Annotated in this window: 17 protein-coding genes; 7 read left to right on the top strand and 10 right to left on the bottom strand. The window is 55.7% G+C overall.

From position 1 onward, the window contains the following. Positions 1 to 3 precede the first annotated feature (3 nt). Positions 4 to 2,028 carry a capsular polysaccharide biosynthesis protein gene (locus ACTG4M_RS01545; RefSeq protein WP_439121868.1) on the top strand — a complete coding sequence of 675 codons (2,025 nt, stop codon included), beginning with the start codon at positions 4 to 6 and terminating at the stop codon, positions 2,026 to 2,028. Here ACTG4M_RS01545 and ribD read toward each other — a convergent pair. The 4 genes from ribD to ACTG4M_RS01525 all read right to left on the bottom strand — a co-directional run bounded on the left by ribD (position 2,004) and on the right by ACTG4M_RS01525 (position 5,003). Further along, positions 2,004 to 3,116, bottom strand: a complete 1,113-nt coding sequence (ribD, locus tag ACTG4M_RS01540; protein ID WP_439121867.1) for a bifunctional diaminohydroxyphosphoribosylaminopyrimidine deaminase/5-amino-6-(5-phosphoribosylamino)uracil reductase RibD — start codon at positions 3,114 to 3,116, stop codon at positions 2,004 to 2,006. The genes ACTG4M_RS01545 and ribD overlap by 25 nt on opposite strands. 9 nt (positions 3,117 to 3,125) lie before the next feature. Further along, positions 3,126 to 3,605: a transcriptional regulator NrdR gene (gene nrdR / locus ACTG4M_RS01535; protein WP_439121866.1), complete on the bottom strand. Its 480-nt coding sequence runs from the start codon at positions 3,603 to 3,605 to the stop codon at positions 3,126 to 3,128. Between the two features lie 211 nt (positions 3,606 to 3,816). Continuing rightward, positions 3,817 to 4,524, bottom strand: a complete 708-nt coding sequence (locus ACTG4M_RS01530) for a DUF1353 domain-containing protein (protein WP_439121865.1) — start codon at positions 4,522 to 4,524, stop codon at positions 3,817 to 3,819. Between the two features lie 74 nt (positions 4,525 to 4,598). Further along, entirely contained in the window at positions 4,599 to 5,003 is a 405-nt protein-coding gene (locus ACTG4M_RS01525) for a secondary thiamine-phosphate synthase enzyme YjbQ (protein WP_439121864.1), read from the bottom strand. 96 nt (positions 5,004 to 5,099) lie between these two features. On the opposite strand from ACTG4M_RS01525, the gene yghX reads away from it, so the two are divergent. From yghX to ACTG4M_RS01510, 3 genes are all read left to right on the top strand, one after another. After that, positions 5,100 to 6,005 carry a YghX family hydrolase gene (gene yghX / locus ACTG4M_RS01520; RefSeq protein WP_439121863.1) on the top strand — a complete coding sequence of 302 codons (906 nt, stop codon included), beginning with the start codon at positions 5,100 to 5,102 and terminating at the stop codon, positions 6,003 to 6,005. An 84-nt stretch (positions 6,006 to 6,089) separates the two neighbouring features. Further along, on the top strand, positions 6,090 to 6,764 hold the full coding sequence (locus ACTG4M_RS01515) for an SDR family oxidoreductase (RefSeq protein WP_439121862.1): 675 nt from the start codon (positions 6,090 to 6,092) through the stop codon (positions 6,762 to 6,764). Positions 6,765 to 6,775: 11 nt separating this feature from the next. Beyond that, entirely contained in the window at positions 6,776 to 6,973 is a 198-nt protein-coding gene (locus ACTG4M_RS01510) for a hypothetical protein (protein WP_439121861.1), read from the top strand. A 39-nt stretch (positions 6,974 to 7,012) separates the two neighbouring features. Here the strand turns inward: ACTG4M_RS01510 and ACTG4M_RS01505 are convergent, their stop codons facing one another. The 6 genes from ACTG4M_RS01505 to ACTG4M_RS01480 all read right to left on the bottom strand — a co-directional run bounded on the left by ACTG4M_RS01505 (position 7,013) and on the right by ACTG4M_RS01480 (position 13,514). After that, a complete protein-coding gene (locus tag ACTG4M_RS01505) occupies positions 7,013 to 7,180 on the bottom strand; it encodes a hypothetical protein (RefSeq protein ID WP_439121860.1) in 168 nt (55 codons plus the stop codon). Between the two features lie 123 nt (positions 7,181 to 7,303). Further along, positions 7,304 to 7,579, bottom strand: a complete 276-nt coding sequence (locus ACTG4M_RS01500) for an HlyU family transcriptional regulator (RefSeq protein ID WP_439121859.1) — start codon at positions 7,577 to 7,579, stop codon at positions 7,304 to 7,306. A 3-nt stretch (positions 7,580 to 7,582) separates the two neighbouring features. After that, complete coding sequence (gene rpoD, locus ACTG4M_RS01495; RefSeq protein ID WP_439121858.1) at positions 7,583 to 9,568, bottom strand: RNA polymerase sigma factor RpoD; 1,986 nt, start codon at positions 9,566 to 9,568, stop codon at positions 7,583 to 7,585. A 112-nt stretch (positions 9,569 to 9,680) separates the two neighbouring features. Further along, complete coding sequence (gene dnaG / locus ACTG4M_RS01490) at positions 9,681 to 11,627, bottom strand: DNA primase (protein WP_439121857.1); 1,947 nt, start codon at positions 11,625 to 11,627, stop codon at positions 9,681 to 9,683. A gap of 76 nt (positions 11,628 to 11,703) precedes the next feature. Beyond that, complete coding sequence (locus ACTG4M_RS01485) at positions 11,704 to 12,006, bottom strand: hypothetical protein (protein WP_439121856.1); 303 nt, start codon at positions 12,004 to 12,006, stop codon at positions 11,704 to 11,706. Positions 12,007 to 12,077: 71 nt separating this feature from the next. Then, complete coding sequence (locus tag ACTG4M_RS01480; protein ID WP_439121855.1) at positions 12,078 to 13,514, bottom strand: Glu/Leu/Phe/Val family dehydrogenase; 1,437 nt, start codon at positions 13,512 to 13,514, stop codon at positions 12,078 to 12,080. Positions 13,515 to 13,883: 369 nt separating this feature from the next. On the opposite strand from ACTG4M_RS01480, the gene ACTG4M_RS01475 reads away from it, so the two are divergent. From ACTG4M_RS01475 to ACTG4M_RS01465, 3 genes are read left to right on the top strand one after another with little or no spacing between them, the layout of a single operon-like run. Continuing rightward, positions 13,884 to 15,482, top strand: a complete 1,599-nt coding sequence (locus ACTG4M_RS01475; protein ID WP_439121854.1) for a pilus assembly protein TadG-related protein — start codon at positions 13,884 to 13,886, stop codon at positions 15,480 to 15,482. Beyond that, positions 15,479 to 16,018 carry a TadE/TadG family type IV pilus assembly protein gene (locus tag ACTG4M_RS01470; protein ID WP_439121853.1) on the top strand — a complete coding sequence of 180 codons (540 nt, stop codon included), beginning with the start codon at positions 15,479 to 15,481 and terminating at the stop codon, positions 16,016 to 16,018. The genes ACTG4M_RS01475 and ACTG4M_RS01470 overlap by 4 nt, the downstream gene beginning before the upstream one ends. Next, positions 16,018 to 16,770, top strand: coding sequence for a TadE/TadG family type IV pilus assembly protein (locus tag ACTG4M_RS01465; protein ID WP_439121852.1), 753 nt, complete (start codon positions 16,018 to 16,020; stop codon positions 16,768 to 16,770). Before ACTG4M_RS01470 ends, ACTG4M_RS01465 begins: the two co-directional genes overlap by 1 nt. The last annotated feature ends 3 nt before the right edge of the window (positions 16,771 to 16,773 follow it).

The raw sequence follows: 16,773 nt of genomic DNA, 5'->3' as shown, positions 1-16,773 counted from the left end.
GTGATGCAACCTAACCCTATCCATCACAGCGCCGGGGAGTTTCCTCCCCGGCGTTTGTGTGTCTACAACACCGGCTTTCTGACGCAGGGGCGGATAAAGCGTATCCTGCAACTGTCAGGCTGGCAGGTCGCGATTGGCCGCCCATCCGGTGACGATTGGGTCGGTGTTTGGGGCGATGCGCCCAGTGCCGAACGGGGGCTTGCGGTTGCTGAAGGTCGGGAGGCGCCAGTTTTGCGCGTAGAGGATGCATTTTTGCGATCCCTGAAGCCCGGTCGTGTCGACAAGGAACCGCCGCTTGGACTGCTGCTGGACCGAACAGGAATACACTTTGATGCGTCGCGCCCATCTGATCTTGAGACGTTGCTGATCGAAGATCCGCTGGACGACACTGCGTTGCTCAATACCGCTCGCGACCTGATGCAGCGGGTCTGCGATGCTCGACTTTCCAAATACAGCGCTTTTGATCCCAAGCTTGACCTTCCCGAACCGGGATACGTTCTGGTCATCGATCAGGTGGAAGGCGACGCATCTGTTCTGGCATCTGTGCCCGGAACGGATATGGCACGCGCCAGGTTCGCTGAAATGCTGTATTACGCGCAGACAGAACATCCTGGTCAGCGCATCCTGATCCGGTCACATCCCGAAACCCTTGCTGGCAAGCGGACTGGGCATTTCAGCACAGAGCAGGCGCAGGGACGAATCTCCTTTGTCGATGGGGACCACGCCCCGATGGACCTGCTTAACGGTGCAATTGCGGTGTACACCCTGTCGTCCCAGATGGGTTTCGAGGCGATCCTTGCAGGCCATAAGCCGAGGGTTTTCGGCACGCCGTTTTACGCCGGCTGGGGACTGACCGAGGACGAACATCAACTGATCCGCCGCCAACGCCAACTGACGCGCGCGCAGCTTTTTGCAGGTGCGATGATCCGCTTTCCCGTCTGGTATGACCCCTATCATGATCGTCTTTGCGATTTGGAGCGTATCGTCGGAACGCTTGAGGCGGCGCAGCGCGCATGGATTGAGGACGGCGACGGGTGGATTGGACGCAACATCCGCCTATGGAAAAGGCCACATATGCAATCGATGTTTGGCAGCCTGAAACCCATGCGGTTCGCCAAAGACGCGCAAAAAGATGGGCAACGCATCATGACTTGGGGACATACCGCGCAGGACGGCGAGTGGTGTGTTGAGGACGGGTTCATTCGATCTCAGGGGCTTGGAGCTGAATTAGTGCCGCCGCTGTCGCTCGTTCTGGATGATACGGGCATCTACTTTGATCCAACACGGCCTTCACGGCTGGAAGCCCTCATTACCAACAGCGGCACCCTGCCCGATCACGTATTGAACCGCGCACGGTCGCTGATGGACAGGATCGTAGCAGAAGGGGTGACAAAATACGCGGCACATGAGGCTGCGCAGGTCGAGCTGCCCTCTGATGGCAGGCCAATCCTGCTCGTGCCCGGCCAAGTCGAGGACGACGCCTCCGTCGTGCTGGGAAGTCCAGAAATCAAAACCAACGCCGCCCTCCTGCAACGTGTGCGGGAAGCCAATGCGGACGCCTATATTATCTACAAACCGCACCCTGACGTCTGTGCGGGATTGCGCCCGGGCTTGATCGAGGACGCGAGCAAATGGGCGGATCGGATTGTGACCGATCTGCCCATGGCGACAGTGCTCGAACATATCGATGCGGTTTGGACCATGACCTCTCTTACCGGGTTCGAGGCGTTATTGCGTGGCGTGCCTGTGACCACATTGGGCTTACCGTTCTACGCAGGATGGGGACTAACCACCGATCTTTGCCTCCCCCCTGACAGGCGCGGTCGGGTGATCAGTCTTGAAGGTTTAGTGCATGCGGCACTGATCGACTATCCACGCTATTTCGATCCGGTGACCGGCACGGCGTGCCCTGTAGAGGTTGTGTTGGATCGACTCAGTTCAGGCCAAATTCCGTCAAAGACGTCGCTACGCCTGTTGGCCAAGGCGCAGGGTGTGCTCGCCAGTTATGCTTGGCTTTGGCGGCGTTGACGGGTCCAGTTTTGGATCACGTCATTACCACTTTGACGAACATCCAACAGCGCGAAGCGGGGTGCGTCTGCCAACTGATCAAGCCCAAGAGCACCTAAGGCGGGACGCCCCTCAGCGCCGATCACGACACCACCCATGTGCAGATTAAGGCGATCCACCAGATCTGCGGAAAACAGGCTCGCCGCCAATTCGCCACCGCCTTCGCAGAACACGCGTGTTAAGCCTTCGTCCCCAAGCGATTGCATCAAGGCGGGGATATCCACCTGCCGACCGTCCAGCGGAACGCGGATCAGCTTAGCCCCGAGTTGCGACCATGCAAGACGCGCATCTTCTGGGGCATCGTCGGCGTGGCACAGCCACAGCGGCGCGATATCAATCATGCGCGCCAGATTGCTTTCCAAAGGAAGGTCGAGCCTGCGCGATACAATGATCCGAACCGGTTGTTGCACCACGTCAAACCCACGAACGGTCAATAAAGGATCATCGGCGCGAGCTGTCCCCGCCCCGACCATGACCGCATCATGCTGCGCCCGCACCTTGTGAACTTGGGATCGCGTTTCAGGTCCGGTTATCCATTGGCTGTCGCCATTTGCCGTTGCGATCCGTCCATCCAGACTGGTGGCAAGTTTAAGCGTCAGAAGCGGCCGGCCCGTGGCCAGACGACAAAAGAACCCGGCATGGTCTTTACTCGCCGCATCAGCCGCAACACCTGTCACCACCTCAACGCCAGCCGCACGTAACGTGTCGAACCCCTGCCCGGACACGCGAGGATCACTATCGGCAAAAGGCGCGACCACACGCGCAATCCCGGCTGCAATCAAAGCATCGGTACAGGGTGGCGTTTGGCCATGATGCGCGCAGGGTTCCAGCGTGACATAGGCGGTCGCACCTTTTGCAGCTGCACCCGCCTGCAACAAAGCTTGGGTTTCCGCATGAGGACGGCCACCTGGTTGAGTCCACCCTTCGCCGACAACGCAGCCATCCCGGACAATCACACAACCGACGGCTGGATTGGGCCATGTGTTGCCCAACCCGCGACGTCCCAGCTCCAACGCCCGGTCCATATGGTGCGCATCATCCGGGCGCATTGGAACGGATCACTCTTCAGATTTGGGTTTGTCTTTCTCAGACGGGCGCAGTTCGCTGACGAATTTGTCGAAATCGTCTGCTTCTTGGAAGTTCTTGTAAACACTCGCAAACCGCACATAAGCCACTGTATCGATCCGGGCGAGCGTTTCCATAACGATTTCGCCAATCTGTTTCGACGCGATATCGGTTTCGCCCATGCTTTCCAACCGGCGCACGATGCCCGAGATCATCTGACCGATACGTTCCGGATCAATCGGGCGTTTCTGCATCGCCATCCGGATCGACCGTTCCAGCTTGTCCCGGTCGAAATCCTCGCGACGACCATTGGTCTTAATCACCACAAGATCGCGCAATTGGACGCGTTCATACGTGGTAAAACGGCCTCCGCAGGCCGGGCAAAAGCGTCTGCGCCGAATGGCAACATGGTCCTCGGCGGGACGGCTGTCTTTTACCTGTGAATCTACATTTCCGCAAAACGGGCAGCGCATTGGCCGTTCCCCTCTTATTCGTCTCTGCCTCAGACTGTGGGTTTGCCCCACTTATCCACAGCCACTATAGGTCAGCCGCGAAGTTTTGGGTAGAGGGGAATTCATGACGCAAGCAGTGGTGGTTCCGCTGCATCAGCTGGGCGTGTTCGCGTCCAAATCCTCTTGGCATTTCTTCGTGAAATCAGTTGGATGCATAGGCCAAGCAGCGCGATTACAAGATGGGCGGTACCGACTCTCCGGCGATCAATGCGGCTTCGCGGGTCTTCATCCAAGTTTCGATCTCGGCTGGCGAGGGGTCATTGGCGGCAATCCAATCAGCGCACCATTCCAGTTCCTGAATAAGATCGTCTGGCGCGACACTGTCCAAGCCTCGTTCCGGATCATCCCAACGCGGTCCACCCAGATACACAGCAGCAAACATGATCTTGGCTTTTTGAGGGGATGTCCCAGCGACAATCAACGCTTCAAAGAACATGCGATGCACATCTTCCCAAGACCGGGTCTGAAAGGTTGGCAGAGCCTCATTTCCAACACCACAAAACGCGTCGTGCATTGCCGCTGCCAAAAGGTATTCACGGCTTTGACGGTCGCCCATAATCGGTTCAAAAATAGTTGGGATCGACGCACCGTCGGTCAGGGTCTGCACAGGCGCTGTCCACATAACTCCGCGCGCATCGATGAAAGTCAGTTCCTTGGACGTCGGAAGAAACGCGTGCTGAAATTTCTCGACGAAAACTGGCGAGCCCGCCATTTCAAGCGGCGCACCGTCAAAGCGGCATCTGTCCTCGCGATCGGCTGTAAACAGGCAGCTGTTCTTAGGTTGTGCCGTTTTGACCGTCAAAATCCCGGGCGCAAAGAAAATCATTACGGCGATTGCGGCTGCACCGACAAAACTAAACAAAATCAATTTGCGCATCATAGCTGGTATCGTGCCACTGAGATCATGGTTGGAACCTAACAGATGTTTGCGCGTCGAAAAGCCTTCGTCGCCTCTTAGCCAAGATGCGCAACGACTTTGCGCGTGTGTGGCGCCTCGCGGTGTTCGAACACGTAAATCCCCTGCCACGTTCCCAGCGCTGGCTCTCCGTTGATTACAGGAATCGAAAGGCTCACCGGGAGCATAGCTGCCTTGATATGCCCTGGCATGTCGTCAGGCCCTTCGTAGGTATGCGTAAGATAAGCCATCGACGGATCGCTCGTCGGTGGCACCAGACGATGAAAGAACTCAGCCAAGTCGATTTGTACTTCGGGATCGGCATTTTCCTGAATTAGCAAGCTGGCCGATGTATGCTGGATAAACAAGGTCAACACGCCATTGCCCTGTGCCCAGCTTTTGACTTGGTCGGTGAACTCATAGAGGCCGGGGCCGTTTGTCTGTATCGGAAAAATCGTCTGCATGATTGAACAATACCCAGTTTACCTCAAAGCGCTAACTTAACTCCATCCATGCCAGGTGATTTACCCTACGAGCATGGGTCCAAAGGGAGCAGTAACATGAATGAGATTACCCCGACAAAACGGATGACAGCCAAAGATTTCGATCAAGAGCTGCTTGAGCTGTATGATTATTACGCTCATGGACAGATCACGAAGCGCGAATTTCTAGATCGCGCGGGCAAATTTACTGTGGGTGGCCTGACCGCAGCGGCGCTGCTCAATATGATGTCGCCAAACTATGCCTTGGCCGAGCAGGTTAGCTTTAACCATCCTGATATCGTGGCTGAATACATCACCTACCCATCGCCCAATGGGCACGGCGAGGTGCGTGGGTATCTGGTCAAACCCGTCGCATTGGAAGGCACAGCACCGGCTGTTGTCGTTATCCACGAGAACCGAGGGCTGAACCCCTACATCGAAGATGTGGCACGCCGCGTGGCCAAGGCGGGCTTTATCGCCTTGGCTCCGGATGGGTTGACAAGTGTTGGCGGCTACCCGGGCAACGATGCCGAGGGACGTGAACTGCAGCGCACCGTGGATGGCGAAAAGTTAATGAACGACTTCTTTGCAGCATACGAATTTCTTGCAGACCACTCCGACACCACAGGCAAGGTCGGCTGTGTCGGGTTCTGCTATGGCGGCGGCGTATGCAACGCAATGGCCGTGGCCTATCCTGAACGGGGCGCATCGGTCCCGTTCTATGGTCGACAAGCCAGCGCGGCAGATGTGCCGAAAATCCGAGCGCCATTGCTGATCCACTATGCCGAGCTGGACGAGCGGATCAACGAAGGCTGGCCCGCCTACGAGGCTGCCCTGCAGGAGCACGACAAAACCTATACGGCGCATATCTATCCCGGTGTGAACCATGGCTTTCATAATGACAGCAAGCCTCGCTATGACGAGGCGGCGGCCGAACTGGCATGGGACCGGACGATTGCGTTCTTCAACGAACATTTGAGTTAATCTCATTTGCCAGCCCGGTGGAACCCGGACTGGCCCCTTTCGCGTTGGTGGCCTGAACACAGACATCAAATCGAAGGACACTTCATGACCCGCAAGACACTTTTCATCACCGGCGCGTCGACTGGCATCGGTGAAGCAACTGCGCGTTCCGCCGTCGAACATGGTTGGAATGTCGGCCTTTTTGCCCGTTCCGAAGACAAACTGGCCAAACTGGCCGATGAATTCGGCGACCACGCGCTTGCCTTGCCCGGCGACGCGACGGATTTGCAGTCACAGACAGACGCGCTCAACAAACTGGCGCAGCATTTTGGATCAGTCGACGCCGCTTATGCCAATGCCGGTACTGGCCTGAGCGCATCTGGCACCGATGCGGGCGATCCGGATGAATGGCACAAAATGATCCACTTGAACATTATGGGCCTTCTCTGGACGACCAAAGCAGCAATGCCGCATCTGAAAGAGTCCAAAGGTCATTTGCTGATGACCGGCTCCGCGGCAGGACGTGTTCACCTCAAGGGGTCAGTCTATGGCGCCACTAAATGGTTCGTACATGGCTATGGCGGGAACGTGGCACAAGAGATGCGCGAGTTTGGCGGCCGCTGTTCCGTAATCGCACCGGGCATGGTGGATACGCCATTCTTTGAAGAGGCCAAGCCAGACAAGCTTAAGCCTTCAGACGTGGCACGATCGGTGATTTTCGCGCTCGAAGCAGATCCACGCGCCAACATTCAGGAAGTGTTCCTGATGCCAACGCAATAAGGAGTCGTAGTATGACGGATGACGCCAATGATCCAACAAAGGGGCCGGGGTCGACCTCGGACCCGAACCAAGCGGATCGCACCGGGTATCCCGGTCACGACAAGTTCAAAGATGTGCCTAAAGTCTCGACTGGTCCGAAACAAACAAACCCGGATCCGAAAACCGGTTCGGGCACAACCAGTGATCCGAACCAAGCTGATCGCACATAAATTGAAAAGGCACGTCCCATACGGGAGTGCCTTTTTGCATTAGAATGCTGCTGACGCGTCTGAGGTAACCAGAGGATCGGTTGTCGGTTGTGACAGGATCGACTTGATAACGTCTCCCGAACTGGGCGCAGCGGTAACGTTGGGATCGGGATAAGCCGCTGCCAATGACGGCAACAACAGGAGAATGGCAGACAAAGTGTGTTTCATGTGAGTGTCCTTTCTAGACAGTCACATGCGCATTCGCTGGCCTATGGAAAAGACGCAGTCGCGCAGACTTACTGTGCAACTTAGTAGCATGACTTTTTTGTGTGCCATACGACGCCATACGTATCACTTGAATATCTGGTCGCCCTGCTGGTCCACCAGCATTTTTGCCTTATCGACCGACGCTTTCGCCGCATCCTCGAATGCCTGAAGCGTGTCGGCGCGCATCATGAAATGCGATTTGACCTCGCCTTCAATTTCTTTCTCTATCCGAGCACCGATCCGCCAAGTCCCGCCGTCTTTGACCGGCTCAGCGTAGATGGTGTAGCCATTATGCATCTCAGACGGCGCTGCGGGCGGTGTTGACCCGCCCCCACCAAAGAGTTTTTTCAGAAACGACATCCCTTACTGATCCAAGAAGGAACGCAACTTACGTGACCGGCTGGGGTGCTTGAGCTTGCGCAGCGCTTTGGCTTCAATCTGACGAATACGCTCGCGCGTCACGCTAAACTGCTGACCGACTTCTTCGAGCGTGTGGTCGGTGTTCATACCAATGCCAAACCGCATCCGCAGTACACGTTCCTCGCGCGGCGTGAGCGACGACAGCACCCGTGTCGTGGTTTCCTTGAGGTTTTCCTGAATGGCGCTGTCCAAAGGAAGCACAGCATTCTTGTCCTCAATGAAATCACCAAGCTGGCTGTCTTCCTCGTCGCCAATCGGTGTCTCAAGCGAAATCGGCTCCTTGGCGATTTTCATCACCTTGCGAACCTTCTCCAAAGGCATTTGAAGCTTTTCGGCCAGTTCTTCGGGTGTCGGTTCGCGGCCAATCTCGTGCAGCATTTGACGACCGGTGCGGACCAGCTTGTTGATCGTTTCGATCATATGGACAGGGATACGGATCGTACGCGCCTGATCCGCGATGGACCGGGTGATCGCCTGACGAATCCACCATGTCGCGTAGGTGCTGAACTTATAACCGCGGCGGTATTCGAACTTATCGACCGCCTTCATCAGGCCAATGTTGCCTTCCTGAATGAGATCAAGGAACTGCAATCCGCGGTTGGTGTATTTCTTGGCAATCGAGATGACGAGCCGCAGGTTGGCTTCGACCATTTCCTTTTTGGCCTGACGCGCCTCTTTCTCGCCCTTCTGAACTTGTGCCACGATCCGGCGGAATTCGCTGATATCCAGACCGACATATTGACCGACCTGCGCCATGTCGGCGCGCAATTCTTCGGCCTTGGGCAGTGAGCGTTCGATGAACATCTGCCATCCGCGACCCGACTTTTCACCCATCTCCTCAAGCCAGTTGGGGTCAAGTTCGCGACCGCGATAGGCATCAATGAATTCACGGCGGTTGATACGGGCCTGATCGGCCAGCTTTACCATCGCACTGTCGATGGACATGATGCGTTTGTTGATACCGTAAAGCTGGTCAATCAGCGCTTCAATCCGGTTGTTGTGAAGGTGCAATTCATTCACCAGAACAACGATTTCCGAGCGCAGCTTCTGATACCGTTCTTCATCGCCTTTGCTGAACGATCCGTCTTCATTCAACGTGGCCGAGATGCGGTTATCCTGCATGCTGGCCAGTTCTTCGTAGTCCTGGGCAATGCGATCCAACGTTTCGAGCACGCGCGGTTTGAGCGCGGCCTCCATCGCGGCGAGCGACATGTTCGCCTGCTCGTCATCGTCATCATCATCATCGCTGCTGATCGGGTTGCCGTCAGCATCCAGTTCCTGCTTTTCTTCAGACGGTTTCTCTGACGAGGCCTCACCACCGGCTGCGACAGCGGTCGAGACATCTTCGTCTTCGCCCATCTGATCGCCAAATGTGGTCTCAAGATCGATCACATCGCGCAGCAGAATGTCTTCGCTCAAAAGTTCTTCGCGCCAGATTGTGATCGCCTGGAAGGTCAGCGGGCTTTCGCAGAGCCCGAGGATCATCGTGTTGCGACCGGCCTCAATCCGTTTGGCAATCGCAATTTCACCTTCACGGCTCAGCAGCTCAACGCTGCCCATCTCGCGTAGGTACATGCGCACCGGATCATCGGTACGATCAAGCTTTTCAGAAGTTCCCGACGACAGGGTGACTTCACCGGGCTTTGCGGTCTGAACAAGGTCAGTTGTGCCCTTGTCCTCGTTCTCTTCGGAATCCTCGTCCTCTTCGGTGACTTGGATGCCCATTTCGGACAACATCGACATCACGTCCTCAATCTGGTCGGAACTGACCTGATCGGGCGGCAGCACTTCATTTAGCTGATCGTAGGTGATGTAGCCGCGTTCCCGAGCTTCGGCGATCATCTTTTTGACCGCAGCTTGGCTCATGTCGAGGCTGACGTCTTCCTCACGGTCTTCGGTCTTAGCGTCGTCGTTATCTTTGGCGGCCATGGATGCTCCTGTCGAGGCGGGGCGATTCGATTGACCCGAATCAATAGCGCGAATTGGTGATTCGCACACCCGTTTACCCTTTTTCGTTTACGCTTTCCTTAGCAAAACACCCTCAGCTCCGGGGTTTCTCGAAGCGAATGGTTTCCATCAAAGCGGCAAATGCGCTGCGTTCTTCACGATTGATCGCGGCCCCGTTCGGGCCAAGATCATATTCAGCCTTGTCTTCGGACTGCGCGCGTTGCGCAGTTTGCTGTGCGGCGGCAGCTTGGCTTAGGCGCCACGTCAGCGTTTCGTCCGCTGAACCATACAGATCTTCGGCAGCCTCAGCAATTTCCGCATCAAGCCCGATCCCCGCCTCCAATTTTGCCAGCTCCTCGGTGATGGTCAAACGGGTCAGGTCACGGTCTCCGGGGTTGCGAATACACGGCGTGATGGCGACATGGCGTGCGCGACACAGCTTTTCAAGGGCTGCCTCACCCAGAGCCGCATCGACGGCCGATTGGATCATTTCGGGTGGATCACCAGCGTGTCGCAAAAGACACGCTTTTAATGCGGCATGATCCGAGTCAACGCAGGACATATCTTCGATCTGGGACTCAAATTCCGAAACCAAGTCGGGCGTCGCGATAAATGCCGCCAGAATAACTGCCTCGCGCAAGCGTATCGCCACATCGTTTCCACCCGCAACCAGCATAGACGCGCGGGTGTTTTCCGAAGGCTTTGACGGCAGCGATCCGTTGAAATTTTGGAACCTGTCCCGCCCTTTTTTGGACGGCGTGCGAAACAGCTCCCAACGCAAGCGTTTGATTTCTTCACCGTAATGGCTGCGCAGGGATGGATCCTGAATGGTACGAATCCGTTCGCGGAGCGTCTTGTCCAAAGCCGCCTTGCGTTCTGGACTGTCGAACACGCGGCCTTCGGTTTCACGCCGCCATAGCAATTGCACCATCGGCTGTGCAGTTTCGATAAGCGCACGCATGGCATCGCGTCCCTCGGACCGGATCAGATCGTCAGGGTCTTTGCCTTCGGGCAAGAGCACAAACCTCAACGATTTCCCGGCTTCGAGTAGCGGAAGCGCTGTGTCGATCACCCGGTACGCCGCCTTGAGACCCGCTTTGTCGCCATCCAAAGCCATGATCGGCTCTTCAGTGATGCGCCAGAGCATTTGTAATTGGCTGTCTGTGACTGCCGTTCCCAACGGAGCAACTGCCGCGTCGAACCCGCCGGTGGCAAGCGCGATCACGTCCATATAGCCTTCGGCAACGATCAGTGGCTGCCCTTTGCCAGCAGCCTCGCGCGCCGGGCCTTGGTTATAGAGCGTACGGCTTTTGTCGAAAAGTGGTGTTTCCGGGCTATTGAGATATTTGGCGTTGTCGTTCGGGTCCATCGCGCGCCCGCCAAAGGCAAGCGCGCGGCCACGTGCATCGCGGATCGGGAACATGATGCGGTTGCGAAACGTGTCATACGGTTTGCCGCCTTTTTGTGAAGGCTTGGCAAGACCTGCTTCGATGATCTGTTCAGGCGCAACCCCCTGCCCTGTGAGATGATCCCAGAGTGTCTGCCACCCCGGAGGAGCAAACCCGATGTTGAAGCGATCCTGCGTCGATTCTTCCAATCCGCGTCGCATCAGGTAATCGCGTGCCTCACCTCCGGCACCACTGCGCAATTGCAGGCGGAAGAAGCGGACCGCTTGTTCCATAACCTCGACCAGTTGCGTGCGATGATCGGCTTTTTCCTGCGCTTTTGGATCGCGCTCCGGCATCTGCATACCAGCTTCAGCAGCCAGAATCTCGATCGCTTCCATAAAGCCGACGTTTTCGGATTCGCGCACAAAAGAAATCGCATCGCCTTTGGCCTGACAGCCGAAGCAATAGTAATATCCTTTGCGATCATCGACATGAAAGCTGGCGGACTTTTCTTGATGAAATGGGCACGGGGCCCACATGTCGCCCTTGGCCTGATTGGACTTGCGGGTGTCCCACAAGACCTTGCGCCCCACCACCTGTGACAGGCTGATGCGGGTGCGCAGTTCGTCCAGAAAATTGGGTGGCAGACTCATCTTTAGAATATCGGGTTTCGATGGCCAAGAGTCCAGTAGCGCCGACGTGAGAAGCTCTGGTGATTTGCGTCAAGCGCTACTGCGACAGGCAGGTCTGATACAGTTTGTTGCTGACCTCGGGTGTCAGTTGTTGTTCAGGCAGCGAATAGATCCAATCGACCAATTGTACGGCCAGCACTTCGTCGTTCTTGGATTTGTTCGGAATGGCACGGATCACACGCCGTTCTGCGCGGCGCACGTTTGTGCCATTCTTGCGTTCGGCCATGATGTTGGTGGCAATCTGACCGATCTTGCGACACTCGGCTTCTTTGTCCTGCGCAGTCGCGGGAACGGCCAGAGTGAACATCAAAGCGATGGTGACAGACGCGATACGGATCATGATTGTCCTCATGGGTTGGGCCGGGGGCCGGTTGCAGCACACCTAACCCAGCCCAAACCGATTGTCATCCGTCAGAGACCCTTAGCACGATAGCTGGCGGCAACCTTTTCGATAGAAGCGATATAGGCTGCTGTCCGCAGGTCATGCACATCGTCACGGGCATGCCACACCTCGCGCATCGACTGGTAGGCAATGCGCATCGTGTCATCGAGACCTGACCGCACCAGTTCCAGTTCGTCCGCGCCACGCAGGTATTTCGACTTGAAATCTGGGGTCATCGACCACTGATCGCCCAAATGATCGCTCAGTCTTTCGAGTTCTTGAACGATCAATTCATGACGCGATTCTTCTTGCCGGCGCTGCATGCGACCAAAGCGGATATGACTCAGGTTTTTGACCCATTCGAAATAGGACACCGTTACACCGCCTGCATTTGCGTACATGTCGGGAATAATGACCGTGCCCTTTTCGCGCAGAATGTCGTCTGCACCGGCAGTGATTGGGCCATTAGCAGCTTCGATGATCAGAGACGCTTTGATCTGTTTGGCGTTAGACAGATTGATAACACCCTCGAGGGCAGCCGGGATGAGGATATCGCAGTCTTCCTCAAGCACGCGGGCCCCTTCGGCGGTATGCGCCGCGTCGGGATATCCGGTTATCCCACCGTGTTTCACGATCCATTCCCGAACCGCATCAACATCAATTCCCTTATCATTAAAGAGCGCCCCATCGCGTTCGATGATCCCGATGATGTGCGATCCGTCTTCGTCTTGAAGAAATTTGGCTGCGTGGTAGCCCACATTGCCCAAACCCTGAACAATCACGCGCTTTCCGTCCAGACTGCCGGTCATCCCTGCCGCCTTGACGTCTTCGGGGTGGCGGAAAAATTCGCGCAGCGCGTATTGAACACCGCGACCGGTCGCTTCAACTCGGCCAGCGATACCGCCGTTATTGATCGGTTTGCCTGTCACACAGGCACGCGCGTTGATGTCGGTGGTGTTCATACGGGCGTATTGATCGGCAATCCACGCCATTTCACGTTCGCTTGTCCCCATATCGGGGGCAGGCACGTTTTGCGCCGGGTTGATCATATCGCGTTTAATCAGTTCATAGGCAAACCTGCGCGTGATCTGCTCCATCTCGTGTTCATCGTATTCGCGTGGATCAATGCGCAGTCCGCCTTTGGAGCCGCCGAATGGCGCTTCAACCAAGGCGCACTTATATGTCATCAGAGCCGCCAACGCTTCGACCTCGTCCTGATGGACAGATGGCGCGAAACGGATTCCGCCTTTGACTGGCTCCATATGTTCCGAGTGAACAGACCGGTAACCGGTAAACGTTTTGATCTGCCCGCGCAGGCGCACGCCAAACCGTACGGTATAGGTTGCATTGCAAACCCTGATCTTTTCCTCGAGACCAGGTGGGAGATCCATCAGCGCCACAGCGCGGTTGAACATTAGGTCGACTGATTCTCTGAATGTCGGTTCATTGGCTGGTATTGTGCTCATGTGTCCCTCCCGAGGTTGCAGGCACTTCGCCCTTGTCTGCGGGTATCGTATGACAAAAGGGTTAAATTGATAACGTATTATCCAAGCCACGTTTTAGGAACGAATGGACGAAATAGGGCTAACTGTTTCACTCGGGGCACCAATGTGGCCTCTTCAGCCCGAATTATCCATGAAAAACAATGTACTCCTTAATTTCTCCATATTTCCGGCCCTAATCCCGCCGCGTTTCGCCTTCACATCTCCCAACATCTAAGTGGGGTGTCAGTCCGTCCTGAAAGGGCGGGAAAGAGGTAACAAATGATCGGATTAAGCAACCTTCTGCCAAGGCTGCCGGTCGAGAAACGGACAAAGTCCAGATTGCGGTCCAGCGTGGCTTCAATACTGAGCCGTTACACTCGGGCGACCGATGGCAACATGACTATAATAGGCATCATGGGCGTGTTCGTCATGATGGTCTACGGTGGACTCGGAATCGATTTGATTCACTCCGAGGTGGAACGCACGAGACTGCAAAACACACTGGATCGTGCCGTACTTGCAGCAGCGGATTTGGAACAGCAAGTCGATCCAACCCTCTTGGTTCAGGATTATCTGGACAAGATGAACTTGGACGATGCGCTGGCCAACGTGGACATCACAGTAGACGCTGGTTTGAACTATCGCACCGTTACCGCCGAGGCCCAACGGATTTTCCCAGCGAATTTCTTGAAAATTCTTGGTTATGATGAGCTTCAGGCAACTGGTCTTGCGGCTGCTGAAGAACGGATTTCGAACATCGAAATCTCGTTGATCCTCGATATTTCGGGCTCAATGGGCCAGAACGATAAAATTGAGAACCTTCGGGATGCGGCGACAGAATTCGTTGAAACTGTTATTAACAATGATGACGCTGGCCTGACGACAATCAGCATCATCCCTTACAACGCGACCGTGAGCCTCGGCCCGACTGTGTCTCAGTACTACACACTGACCGACGAGCACGACATTTCGAACTGCGCCATTTTCCCGGATAGTGCATTCACGTCGCGTGCGGTTTCACCCACCGAAGCGTTGCAGCGTCTAGCGCACTTCGATCCTTATACGCTTGATGAAAACACAACTGTAACGCCCGATTCGTGGTGCCCAGTTGGTACGTATGGTTCGATCATTGCACATAGCTCGGACGAGCAAGAACTGGTCGACCACATCGCAACGCTCAGCGCCGGGGGCAATACTGCCATCGACCTTGGGATGAAATGGGGCGTGGCCCTTCTGGATCCGTCTTCACGTCCTGTTGTGACAGGCCTGATCGGTGAAGGTGCGGTTGTGCCGGCAGCGGCTGGGCGTCCAGCGGCCTATGACGCACCCGATGCTCTCAAGATCGCAGTGGTCATGACGGATGGCATGAACACAACGCAGTTCGACCTGGCCCCCGAATACACCGGCGGCATGTCCGAGATCTGGATTGACGACCGCGGCGATAATGATCCGACAAACGATCGGTTCTCCCACCGTGTTCGCAACCAAAGCGGCACCAATAACGACGTCTACTTCTGGTCTCGCTACGAATATTCCAACTGGAATGATCGTTATGACAATGATCCCGACGGTGACGACGACGCACGCCGGATGACCAATGCTGAAGTCTTTGCACGCTGGGGAACACGGGCCTTTGGCAACAAATTCTTCCGGCGCCCCTACTATGACGGCTGGGTTTCGTACAATCAGTACTACAATGCGTATTACTCGTATGTGCCGATTGTCAGCGGCAGCCAAGCGGATGACCGTTTGTCCAACATCTGTGCCTCGGCACGCGACGCAGACATCACAGTCTTCGCAATCGGGTTTGAAGCGCCTGACGCAGGTCAGGATGCGATGCGCGACTGCGCTTCTTCGCCGGCTCACTACTTCCCGGTTGAAGGACTGGAAATTTCTGATGCGTTCCAGGCGATTGCCCGGACCATTAACCAGCTGAGGTTGACACAATGATGCGGATTAACTCACCAAAATTCCGCAGCTTCCTGCGGGACGAAAGCGGCTCGGTCGTAACGCTCCCTTTCGTTATCTGGCTGCCAGTGTTCCTTGCCGTGATCATCGCGGGTCTGGAAATTGGGGCGCTGTCCCTGCGGCACACGCAACTTGAGCGTGGATTGGACCTCGCTGTGCGCGATGTGCGCCTTGGTACGGGTGAAAACTTGGATCACGACACACTCAAGGGCATGATTTGCGATCAGACATCCGCGTTGTCAGATTGTAATGAAATGCTGCGGCTTGAAATGATCCCGCTTAGCCTGCGCGATTGGGAAGAACCGCCGCGTGCTGCCGACTGCTACGACTCGGCGGAACCGGTGCGCCCGCTTCGTCAGTTCGACCCCGGCCAGCCGAACGAACTGATGCTGCTGCGCGCGTGCTACAAGTACAAGCCGATCACACCTGCAGGTGTCATTGCAGCTGCAATGCCCAAAGATGAGGACGGAAACGTCGCTATCGTGTCCTTCTCAGCCTTCGTACAGGAGCCTTACTAATGACTGCTCGTATCAGAAACAGAGTGTCGCAGTTCCTTCGCGACACCAAGGGCGATGCCTCGCTTGAAGCAATCATCATCCTTCCGGCTCTACTCGTTATCTTTGCGATATCTTGGTTGTATTTTGATGTGATGCGCCAGCAGGCCATCAACCAGAAAGCCAACTACACAATTGGCGATATCATTTCACGCGAGACCGAAATTCTCGACGAAGAATATATCGACAATGCGCGCAACCTTTTGATGCACCTGGCACAAGCACAGGGCGACGACATTGATCTTCGCGTGTCTGTGATCCAGTACAACAAGAGCGGTCAAGGCCAGAGCTTAGGTAACGAGACCTATGACGTTGTGTGGTCTGTCGCACGCGGCGATTGGTCTGCCCTGCAGCAAGGCGATATCTCGACCTATGAAGAGCATTTGCCGATTTTGGCTGTTGGGGACCAAACCATCATCGTAGAAACTCGTGATTGGTATCAACCATTGGTAACCCTCGCGAATGATGGCTTTGACATCTCGACCTACTCGTTCACACGCCCTCGCTTTGCATCGCAAGTGATCTTCGAAGGTGCGAACGATGGTTCTGGCAAGCAATGGCAGAACAACGGTTGGGGCAATGGTGACCAAGACGCCCCGGGCGGATCGCTCTGCAACAACAACGCAGAAAACGCCGACGAAGGGGATGCAAGTGCGGACTGTACTGCAACCACCACGAAGCCAACAAATGGCAAAGGCAAGAAAAAGCAAAGCTGATGC

Origin of the sequence: Marivita sp., from assembly GCF_965656765.1 — a bacterium.
Classification (GTDB): domain Bacteria; phylum Pseudomonadota; class Alphaproteobacteria; order Rhodobacterales; family Rhodobacteraceae; genus Marivita.
This window is presented reverse-complemented; position numbering and strand designations above follow the sequence as displayed.